Genomic DNA, 10078 nt, shown 5'->3' on the forward strand with positions numbered 1-10078 from the left:
CCGCGCGCGTACGCCCGTGACCCCGCCCCCCCCCCATCCCGCAAACCCTCGGGCCGGGGGGGGGGGGGGGGTGGCCCGGCCCCCGGCCCCCGACCCACCCACCCACCCACCCACCGGCCGAACCCGAACCCGAACCCGGCCCCGGCCCCGGACACAGCACCCGCGCCAAACAGAAATGACTCCCGCAGCCGAAGCCACGGGAGTCACCCCACATCAAACTCAAAACCCGTACCTACGTCGTACGCCGCCGCCGAGACCCAGGCCGCCGCTCACTCGGCCGAGTGACAGGATCCCCCGCCTCCGCAGCCGCCGCCCGCCGCCGCAGCCCAAAGTCCGCCAGCGCCTCCGCCAGCTTGTGCACGGACGGCTCCGGAGCCATCACATCGACCCGCAGCCCATGCTCCTCGGCCGTCTTCGCGGTGGCGGGCCCGATACAGGCGATCACCGTCACGTTGTGCGGCTTGCCCGCGATACCCACCAGGTTCCGCACGGTGGAGGACGACGTGAAGAGCACGGCGTCGAAGCCGCCGCCCTTGATCGCCTCGCGCGTCTCGACCGGCGGCGGCGACGCCCGCACGGTCCGGTAGGCCGTGACGTCGTCGACCTCCCAGCCCAGCTCGATCAGCCCGGCGACCAGCGTCTCGGTCGCGATATCGGCCCGCGGCAGGAACACCCGGTCGATCGGGTCGAACACCGGGTCGTACGGCGGCCAGTCCTCCAGCAACCCGGCGGCGGACTGCTCCCCGCTCGGCACCAGATCCGGCTTCACGCCGAAGGCGACCAGCGCCTTGGCCGTCTGCTCGCCCACCGCCGCCACCTTGATCCCGGCGAAGGCGCGCGCGTCGAGCCCGTACTCCTCGAACTTCTCCCGCACCGCCTTCACCGCGTTGACCGAGGTGAAGGCGATCCACTCGTAGCGGCCGGTGACCAGACCCTTGACCGCCCGCTCCATCTGCTGAGGCGTCCGCGGCGGCTCGACGGCGATCGTCGGCACCTCGTGCGGGACGGCCCCGTACGACCGCAACTGGTCGGAGAGCGACACCGCCTGCTCCTTCGTACGCGGCACGAGAACCTTCCAGCCGAACAGCGGCTTGGACTCGAACCACGACAACTGGTCGCGCTGGGCGGCGGCGGAACGCTCACCGACCACGGCTATCACCGGACGGTGCCCCTCCGGGGAGGGGAGAACCTTCGCCTGCTTCAGCGTCTGCGCGATGGTGCCGAGCGTGGCGGCCCAGGTCCGCTGCCGGGTGGTCGTACCCGCGACGGTGACCGTCATCGGCGTATCGGGCTTGCGGCCCGCGGCGACCAGCTCACCGGCCGCCGCGCCCACCGAGTCGAGCGTCGAGGAGACGACGACCGTCCCGTCGGACGCGCCGACCTCGGTCCAGCACCGGTCGGATGCCGTCCGCGCGTCGACGAACCGCACATCCGCGCCCTGCGCGTCCCGCAGCGGCACACCCGCGTACGCGGGCACCCCGACGGCGGCCGCGACACCGGGAACCACCTCGAACGGCACACCCGCGGCCACGCAGGCGAGCATTTCCTCGGCGGCGTACGTATCTAGTCCGGGGTCCCCGGACACCGCACGCACGACCCGCTTGCCGCCCCGTGCGGCCGTCATGACAAGATTGGCAGCGTCCCTCAACACGGGGTCACCAACGGTTGCTGACGTACCGTCAACAACCTTCAGCTGAGGCGTGCCTGTACCCGAGTACGCGCTCATGGATGAAGTCGCGCCCACGGGCGACGCGTTGCCGCCTGTACCGGGGTCGGTATCCGTAGGCAGTACGGCGACGCCTGGTCGGGCGTGTGCGCGGACGACGTCGAGCACCTCGTGCTCGGCGACGAGTACATCCGCGTTCGCCAGCGCCTCTACGGCGCGCAGTGTCAGTAGTCCCGGATCCCCGGGTCCGGCACCAAGGAAGGTGACGTGCCCGTGTTCCGGACCGGCGGGAAGGTTGGTGGGGCTCACTGTGCTCGCTCCCCCATCAGACCGGCCGCGCCCTTGGCAAGCATCTCGGCAGCGAGTTCACGGCCGAGCGCCATTGCTTGGTCGTACGTCTCGGGCACGGGACCGGTGGTGGACAACTGCACCAGCGTCGAGCCGTCGGTCGTGCCGACGACGCCGCGCAGGCGCATTTCCTTGACAATCTGCCCGTCGGCCAGCAGGTCGGCGTACGCACCCACAGGTGCGCTGCAGCCGGCCTCCAGGGCGGCGAGCAGGGACCGTTCGGCGGTCACGGCGGCCCGGCTGAGCGGGTCGTCGAGTTCGCCGAGCGCTGCGACGAGGTCCGCGTTGTCCGCGGCACACTCGATCGCCAGGGCCCCCTGGCCGGGGGCGGGCAAAACTGTGTCGACGGACAGGAAGTCCGTCACTTCCTCGGTCCGTCCGAGGCGGCTGAGGCCGGCGGCGGCGAGCACGACGGCGTCCAGCTCGCCCTCGCGGACGTATCCGATCCGGGTGTCGACGTTCCCGCGGATCGCGACCGTCTCGATCGTCGTCCCGTGATTGCGCGCGTACGCGTTCAACTGGGCCATCCGGCGCGGCGAACCGGTGCCGATCCGCGCCCCGGCCGGCAGCTCCGCGAAGGTCAGCCCGTCGCGGGCGACCAGCACGTCACGCGGGTCCTCGCGCAGCGGCACGGCGGCCAGCGCCAGGTCGTCGGGCTGTCCGGTCGGCAGATCCTTGAGGGAGTGCACGGCGAAGTCGACGTCCTTGGCGAGGAGCGCGTCGCGCAGCGCGGTCACGAACACCCCCGTGCCGCCGATCTGCGCGAGGTTCTCGCGGGAGGTGTCGCCGTACGTCGTGATCTCCACCAGCTCGACCGGCCGTCCGGTCACTTGACTCACGGCGTCCGCCACCTGCCCGGACTGGGCCAGGGCGAGTCTGCTTCGCCTCGTCCCCAGCCTCAAAGCCTGCTCATTCATGCTCGCCCTCGGTTCTCGGCGTTCTCTGTGTTCTGGGCGTTTTCGGTGCCGCTTTCGCTCTCCTCGGCCCGCGAGACGGAGGCGACCGTCTCGGGGTCCAGGTCGAACAGGGTCCGCAGCGCGTCCGCGTACCCGGCGCCGCCGGGTTCGGCGGCCAGTTGCCTGACCCGTACGGTCGGCGCGTGCAGCAGTTTGTCCACCACGCGCCGCACGGTCTGGGTGATCTCCCCGCGCTGCCTGTCGTCGAGGCCGGGCAGCCGACCGTCGAGGCGCGCGATCTCGTTCGCGACGACGTCGGCGGCCATGGTCCGCAGCGCGACGACGGTGGGGGTGATGTGCGCGGCCCGCAGGGCGGCGCCGAAGGCGGCCACCTCTTCGGAGACGATCCGTTTCACCTGGTCCACGTCGGCGGCCATCGGAGCGTCCGCGGACGCGTCGGCGAGCGACTCGATGTCGACGAGCCGCACCCCGAGCAGCCGGTGCACGGCCGCGTCGATGTCACGGGGCATCGCCAGGTCGAGGAGCGCGAGTACGGGAGCGGGCCGGGGCGCCTCGGCGACGGGCTCGGGCCTGCGCCGCTCGGGCACCCGGCCGACGGTGGCGGCCAGCGCGGTCAGCGCGGCGATGGCGTCGGAGTCGGCCGCCGGGTCGAGCGACGCGGCGAAGCCGGCGTCGGTGTCCTGCGCGGCCCCGGTGCCGGTGACCTGGGCCGTGCGCTGGGCGGTCGCGGAGCCCGCGGCCCCCGCCCGGCCCGCCACGTCACCCTTGTCCACCCAGGCCGCGTGCTGTTCCAGCTCGGCCGCGCCCATCCCGGCCACGGCGGCCTCGCCCAGCACGGAGAACCCGGCCGTGGTCTGCACGGCGGACAGGTCGAGCGGACAGCCGTCGTCGGTCCCGGCAGTCGTGGGCGGCAGGTCCTCCCGTACGGCGGCCGGGACGGTCGTACGACCGGATCCGCCCGGCACTGAACGGCGGCCGCCGTCCGCGCCCTGGACCACGGGCTCCGCCGTACGCCCGGTGACCGCGGCGACAACGGACTCGGCCGACAGGACGAGCCCGGTCGCGCCCGTACAGGAGACGGCGATGTCGGCACGTGTCAGCTCGAACGGCACCGAATCGATCGGTACCGCGCGGGCCAGCACGTCCGTTTCGTCGCTGTCGGTGAGGCGCTGTCCATACTGCTCTCCGAGCAGGTGGGCGAGCCGCTCCGCGCGGTCCAGCGTGCGGTTGGCGACGACGATCTCGGCGACCCCGGCGCGCGCCAGCGTCGCGGCGGCCAGCGAGGACATCGAGCCGGCGCCGAGGACCAGCGCCCGCTTGCCCTTCAGCCAGACGTCGGCCGGGGCGCCGTGCGCCAGTTGCTCCAGGCCGAAGGTGACCAGGGACTGGCCCGCGCGGTCGATGCCCGTCTCGGAGTGGGCACGCTTGCCGACCCGCAGGGCCTGCTGGAACAGGTCGTTCAACAGGCGGCCCGCGGTGCGCAGTTCCTGCCCGGTGGCCAGCGCGTCCTTGATCTGGCCGAGGATCTGGCCCTCGCCCACGACCATCGAGTCGAGCCCGCACGCCACCGAGAACAGATGGTGGACGGCACGGTCCTCGTAGTGCACGTACAAGTAGGGAGTGAGCTCCTCGAGCCCGACCCCGCTGTGCTGGGCGAGCAGCGTGGAGAGCTCGGCGACGCCCGCGTGGAACTTGTCCACGTCGGCGTACAGCTCGATCCGGTTGCAGGTAGCGAGTACCGCGGCCTCGGTGGCCGGCTCGGCGGCGAGGGTGTCCTGCAACAGCTTGACCTGCGCGTCCGCGGACAGCGCGGCCCGCTCCAGGACACTGACCGGAGCGCTGCGGTGACTCAGCCCGACGACCAGGAGACTCATGCCGGCATCACGGCGGGGACGTCCCCGTCAGGCCCTTTGCCGGACTTGCCCTGGGCGGCCGGGAGCACGGCGGCCGCGGCGGCCTGCGCCTCGGCCTCCTCGCCGGCCTTGCGCTGCTCGTGGAAGGCGAGGATCTGCAGCTCGATGGAGAGATCGACCTTGCGTACGTCGACACCGTCCGGGACGGTCAGGACGGTCGGCGCGAAGTTGAGGATGGAGGTGACGCCGGCGGCGACGAGCCGGTCGCAGACCGCCTGGGCGACACCCGGCGGGGTGGTGATGACCCCGATGGAGACGCCGTTCTCGTCGATGATCTTCTCCAGGCCGTCGCTGTGCTGCACCGCGATCCCGGCGACCTGCTTGCCCGACATCTCGGGATCGGCGTCGATCAGCGCGGCGACCCGGAATCCGCGGGAGGCGAATCCACCGTAGTTGGCCAGCGCGGCGCCGAGGTTACCGATACCGACGATCACGACCGGCCAGTCCTGGGTGAGGCCCAGTTCGCGGGAGATCTGGTACACGAGATACTCGACGTCGTACCCCACACCACGCGTCCCGTAGGAGCCGAGGTAGGAGAAGTCCTTGCGCAGCTTCGCGGAGTTGACTCCCGCGGCGGCCGCGAGCTCCTCGGAGGAGACCGTGGGTACCGAGCGTTCCGACAGTGCGGTGAGGGCTCGGAGGTACAGCGGAAGGCGGGCGACGGTGGCCTCGGGAATCCCTCGGCTGCGGGTCGCCGGTCGGTGAGTTCGGCCAGTTGCCACGGTGCTCCTGCGGGTAGCGCGGGGCTGCAGGCGGTCACACGTACCTAGACCGCCCCGTCCAATGCAGGCTATGTCTTTGTGAACGCGTGCACAAAGATGGTGTCCGATTTGCCCGGCCAACGTGACCGGGGTCACGCACGCCCGGCGCACAGGTACGGAACCGGCACGCAGGCAGTTTCGTTCCTCGCCTGAAGGGGGCAAAACCGCACACACTCCTCAACGCATCCCGCCCCCGAGACCAATCGCGGTCGATCCTAAGCGACTTTCCGGACCGGTTGGACTACTCAGTCAGGCCACGATCGCGCCACGATCAGCCACTCCCGGCTATGCGAGGGCTTTGCGGAGGCGCTCCTCGTTCACCCTCCAGAACGTGTGCTGGGCGCCGTCCACCAGCACGACAGGGATCTGCTCCCAGTACGCGCGGTGCAGTTCCTCGTCCGTACTGATGTCCTTCATCTCCCAGGCCACCCCGGCCTCCCCGCAGACCCGCTCGACCACTTCCTGTGCGTCATCACACAAATGACACCCGGGCTTCCTGACGAGAGTGACCAGCCGCGCCCGACCGGAAGCCGCGGCCGCCGCCTTCTCCGTACGGCGCCCGTCGCGCCGGAACATGGAACTCATAGGGCCATTCTCACGCCCCCCGCGCCCGGCGGGGCCCTCCCGGGCCCAGGACACCGAAGCGCCGGGTTCGCCGCCCCGACACACCGTCCGGACCGTTTCTTTAACGGCTCGGTCGCGGAGAGTTCACGGCGCCGAATCCTCGCGACTCCGGAACCACCGAACAAACTGGCTATGCTCACGACATGGCCGCTCTCGGATGGCTCACTCCCCGTAGGCGCTCCGCCACGGCGCGGAGCGTGTTGGCAGGCGAGGCCTCGGCGGAGGCAGCCCGCAAAACCTCCCAGGAGCTGGAGGAACTCGCGCAGGCCTCGCCCGGCGTCCCCGCCGAGGAACCGGCCTTCCCGGTACTCGGCGACGTCAGGGCCGCCGCGTTCTTCGACCTCGACAACACCGTGATGCAGGGCGCCGCGATCTTCCACTTCGGCCGCGGACTGCACAAGCGGAAGTTCTTCGAGACACGCGACCTCGCCCGGTTCGCCTGGCAGCAGGCGTGGTTCAGGCTCGCGGGCATCGAGGATCCGGAACACATGCAGGAAGCCCGCGACTCGGCGCTGTCGATCGTCAAGGGCCACCGGGTCGCCGAGCTGATGTCCATCGGCGAGGAGATCTACGACGAGTACATGGCCGAGCGGATCTGGCCGGGCACGCGCGCGCTGGCCGAGGCCCACCTCGACGCCGGCCAGAAGGTGTGGCTGGTCACAGCCGCCCCCGTCGAGATCGCCACGGTGATCGCCCGTCGCCTGGGCCTGACCGGCGCGTTGGGCACGGTCGCCGAGTCGGTGAACGGCGTCTACACGGGCAAGCTGGTCGGCGAACCGCTGCACGGCCCCGCGAAGGCGGAGGCGGTTCGCGCGCTGGCCGCCGCGGAGGGCCTGGACCTCTCCCGCTGCGCCGCCTACAGCGACTCGCACAACGACATTCCCATGCTCTCGCTGGTCGGCCACCCCTACGCGATCAATCCCGACAGCAAGCTCCGCAAGCACGCCCGCGACCTGGAATGGCGCCTGCGCGACTACCGGACGGGCCGCAAGGCGGCGAAGGTCGGCATCCCGGCCGCCGCCGGAGTGGGCGCGGTGGCGGGCGGCACGGCAGCCGCGATCGCCCTGCACCGCCGCCGTCGCTGAGCCCGTCCCGCGACCGCCACCGAGCCCTCGGTCCGCCACCGTCACCGAGCCCGTTCAGGGGCCCCATGACGCGCCGCGGGGTAATCCCGCCTCCTACCCGCACGCCACCCCCGCCAGTCCCGTTGGCCGCGGTCGGCCACAACACGCCCCGCACTCAAACGGAACACGGACCGAAATGATCAACAAACGGTCACTGTCCGGCACTTGAAGCGGCGCCAATAAGTAACAGAAGCGACGCAATCGGTGATTTTAGCAACTCGGTGTAGCGCCGCCTGTACGAAGCGTTATTCTCCTCAGACGCAAACCGCCACCCCTCCGTCGCTACGACGGGTGAACGGTTCCGCACTGAACGTGATGGAAGCTCTGCCTCTGGGAGTCCCGTGTACTCACACGTCGGGGTTGACGCCTCGGGCCTGGCTACGCTGCGCGCAACGGTTCTGGACCGCTTGCGCGGCTTCGTCCCCACCGCGTACGCCGTCCCCGCCTTCGCCGGCCCCGCGCCCGTCGGCCCCTGTTACGCCCTGGCCGACGGAAGCGCGGCGGTCGGCAGACGGGGCCGCTCGAGCTCGGCCACCACCGCACGCCGCCCGGCCGCAGACAGCGACAGCGCCCGGATGATGGAACTCGTGGAGCGCGCCCAAGCGGGCGAGGCCGATGCCTTCGGCCGTCTCTACGACCAGTACAGCGACACCGTGTACCGCTATATCTATTACCGCGTCGGCGGAAAGGCGACCGCGGAGGACCTCACCAGCGAGACGTTCCTGCGCGCCCTGCGCCGCATCGGAACCTTTACCTGGCAGGGCCGCGACTTCGGCGCCTGGCTGGTCACCATCGCCCGCAACCTGGTCGCCGACCACTTCAAGTCCAGCCGCTTCCGGCTGGAGGTGACCACGGGCGAGATGCTCGACGCCAACGAGGTCGAGCGGAGCCCCGAGGACGCCGTCCTGGAGTCCCTGTCGAACACGGCACTGCTGGACGCCGTGAAACGGCTCAACCCCCAGCAACAGGAATGCGTGACCCTGCGCTTCCTCCAGGGGCTCTCGGTCGCCGAGACCGCCCGTGTGATGGGCAAGAACGAGGGCGCGATCAAGACCCTCCAGTACCGGGCGGTCCGCACCCTCGCGCGGCTCCTCCCGGAAGACGCCCGCTGAGCCCGGTACGCCCGGACAAACGCCATAGCGACCCCGCACGCTCAGCGACGCTCAACTCACCTTCCGTAAAAGTCTGTTGACTTTGCGGTCCGATCATCCGTCGTCCGTAACCCAAGTGCCGCGACGCTCGTTGTGCGGGATACAGGCTCCCTGTGGTCACTCCCCGACCACCATCGATCACTCGATCGTGTGGTTGTGGTCAGGGAGTGCAACCCTCAGGACCCCCTGGGGAGTCGACCGTCATGATGAGAGGAGGTGCCGCCAGTGATCGCGAACGTATCGGCACACCGGCGGGCGAACGCCTTCGCCCTGGCCCTGGACGAGCATTCCGACCAGGGCACGGCGGCCGATCAGCCCGATGGATCGGCACCGTCCCAAGCTGCTGCGGAACAGACCGATGAGGGCCTGCTGATGGCCCTCGCCACCGGTCTCGGCGAGCTGCCCAAACCGGAGCTGGACCCCGAGGTCAAAGTCGTGCAGCGAGCCCAGCTCGTCGCCGCGATGGAGGCCATGCTGCTCGAGGGCACCGCCGCCGGAGGGCCGGGCACCTCGGTGCCCGAGCAGCGGTCCCACCGGGGCCGGGGCGCGCACCGGGCGACCGGTCTTGGCAAGCTGCGTCCGCGTTCCCGCCTGTCGAAGGGGCTCGCCGCCGGCGGACTCACCGTCGGCGTGGCCGCCGGAGCCTTCGGCGGCGTGGCCGCCGCCAGCTCCGACGCCCTCCCCGGTGACTCGCTGTACGGGCTGAAGCGCGGCATGGAGGACATCAAGCTGGGCCTGGCCCACGGAGAGAGCGACCGGGGCGAGCTCTATCTCGACCAGGCCTCGACCCGTCTCAGCGAGGCCCGCCGCCTGATGGAGCGCGACCGCTCCGGTCAGCTCGACCACGAGTCCCTCGGCGAGATCCGCCGCGCCCTGTCGGGCATGCGGCACGACGCGACCGAAGGCCACCGCCTGCTGCACGAGGCGTACGAACGGGACGGCTCGCTGGCCCCCATCCAGGCCCTGTCAGCCTTCTCGCAGTCCCACCGCGAGGCATGGGGCGCACTGCGCGACCGGCTGCCCGTGCAGCTCGGTGACGTCAGAGACCAGGTCTCCTCGGTCTTCGACGCCATAGACCAAGAGGTCGACCCCCTGCGCTCGCTGCTCCCACAGCCGCCCACACAGGAGGGCACGGGCCGCCACCGCGGCTCCAGCTCCGAGTCCTCCTCGTCCTCCGGTACGGACCGTCCGGCGCCCAGCGCCCCCAGCGGCGGCAGTGCCTCCAGCAGCAGCCAGAGCAGCGGCAAACCCAAGCCGTCCACCTCGGGCAGCCAGGACGAGGGCCTGCTCGGCGGCAACACCGGCGGCCTCCTGGACCCGCCGAAGGACGACACCGGCTCCGCCTCCCCGTCCACCGGCAAGAGCACCCCGTCCACCGGCGAACCGGACGTCACGCTGCCCCCGCTCCTCCCGGGCCTGCTCCCCGGACTGGGCATCGACAGCGAGGACGTCGGCTAGCTCATGTGCGGCTGTACGACGGTGGGGGGGGCCCCGGGCACGCAGGGGGGCCCCCCCCCCCCCCCCCCCCCCGACACGGCACCAGGCCCACCGGGCGACGCCAACCCCCCCCCCGC

At 71.2% G+C, this 10078-nt stretch carries 8 protein-coding genes; 3 read left to right on the top strand and 5 right to left on the bottom strand.

Annotation, left to right across the window (positions count from 1 at the left end):
• Positions 1-232: 232 nt before the first annotated feature.
• The 5 genes from ACIBLC_RS40870 to ACIBLC_RS40890 form a co-directional block, all read right to left on the bottom strand.
• Complete coding sequence (locus ACIBLC_RS40870) at positions 233-1975, bottom strand: uroporphyrinogen-III synthase (protein WP_399216576.1); 1743 nt, start codon at positions 1973-1975, stop codon at positions 233-235.
• Positions 1972-2931: a hydroxymethylbilane synthase gene (hemC, locus tag ACIBLC_RS40875; protein ID WP_399216577.1), complete on the bottom strand. Its 960-nt coding sequence runs from the start codon at positions 2929-2931 to the stop codon at positions 1972-1974. The genes ACIBLC_RS40870 and hemC overlap by 4 nt, the downstream gene beginning before the upstream one ends.
• On the bottom strand, positions 2928-4805 hold the full coding sequence (locus ACIBLC_RS40880) for a glutamyl-tRNA reductase (RefSeq protein WP_399216578.1): 1878 nt from the start codon (positions 4803-4805) through the stop codon (positions 2928-2930). Before ACIBLC_RS40880 ends, hemC begins: the two co-directional genes overlap by 4 nt.
• A complete protein-coding gene (locus tag ACIBLC_RS40885; protein WP_399216579.1) occupies positions 4802-5566 on the bottom strand; it encodes a redox-sensing transcriptional repressor Rex in 765 nt (254 codons plus the stop codon). The genes ACIBLC_RS40880 and ACIBLC_RS40885 overlap by 4 nt, the downstream gene beginning before the upstream one ends.
• 324 nt (positions 5567-5890) lie before the next feature.
• Complete coding sequence (locus ACIBLC_RS40890; protein ID WP_399216580.1) at positions 5891-6190, bottom strand: glutaredoxin family protein; 300 nt, start codon at positions 6188-6190, stop codon at positions 5891-5893.
• Between the two features lie 182 nt (positions 6191-6372).
• Here ACIBLC_RS40890 and ACIBLC_RS40895 point away from each other — a divergent pair, with 182 nt between their 5' ends.
• The 3 genes from ACIBLC_RS40895 to ACIBLC_RS40905 all read left to right on the top strand — a co-directional run bounded on the left by ACIBLC_RS40895 (position 6373) and on the right by ACIBLC_RS40905 (position 9962).
• On the top strand, positions 6373-7314 hold the full coding sequence (locus tag ACIBLC_RS40895; RefSeq protein WP_399216581.1) for an HAD family hydrolase: 942 nt from the start codon (positions 6373-6375) through the stop codon (positions 7312-7314).
• A gap of 380 nt (positions 7315-7694) precedes the next feature.
• A complete protein-coding gene (locus ACIBLC_RS40900) occupies positions 7695-8465 on the top strand; it encodes an ECF subfamily RNA polymerase sigma factor, BldN family (RefSeq protein ID WP_399216582.1) in 771 nt (256 codons plus the stop codon).
• Positions 8466-8729: 264 nt separating this feature from the next.
• A complete protein-coding gene (locus ACIBLC_RS40905; RefSeq protein ID WP_399216583.1) occupies positions 8730-9962 on the top strand; it encodes a DUF5667 domain-containing protein in 1233 nt (410 codons plus the stop codon).
• Positions 9963-10078 lie beyond the last annotated feature (116 nt).

The sequence above is a fragment of the Streptomyces sp. NPDC050535 genome, assembly GCF_044457665.1.
Classification (GTDB): domain Bacteria; phylum Actinomycetota; class Actinomycetes; order Streptomycetales; family Streptomycetaceae; genus Streptomyces.

What these genes read in the sequence shown, in the direction of transcription:
- hemC (WP_399216577.1), bottom strand. Translation starts at nt 2,931, where the DNA reads ATGAATGAGCAGGCTTTGAGGCTGGGGACGAGGCGAAGCAGACTCGCC.
- ACIBLC_RS40880 (WP_399216578.1), bottom strand. Translation starts at nt 4,805, where the DNA reads ATGAGTCTCCTGGTCGTCGGGCTGAGTCACCGCAGCGCTCCGGTCAGT.
- ACIBLC_RS40890 (WP_399216580.1), bottom strand. Translation starts at nt 6,190, where the DNA reads ATGAGTTCCATGTTCCGGCGCGACGGGCGCCGTACGGAGAAGGCGGCG.
- ACIBLC_RS40895 (WP_399216581.1), top strand. Translation starts at nt 6,373, where the DNA reads ATGGCCGCTCTCGGATGGCTCACTCCCCGTAGGCGCTCCGCCACGGCG.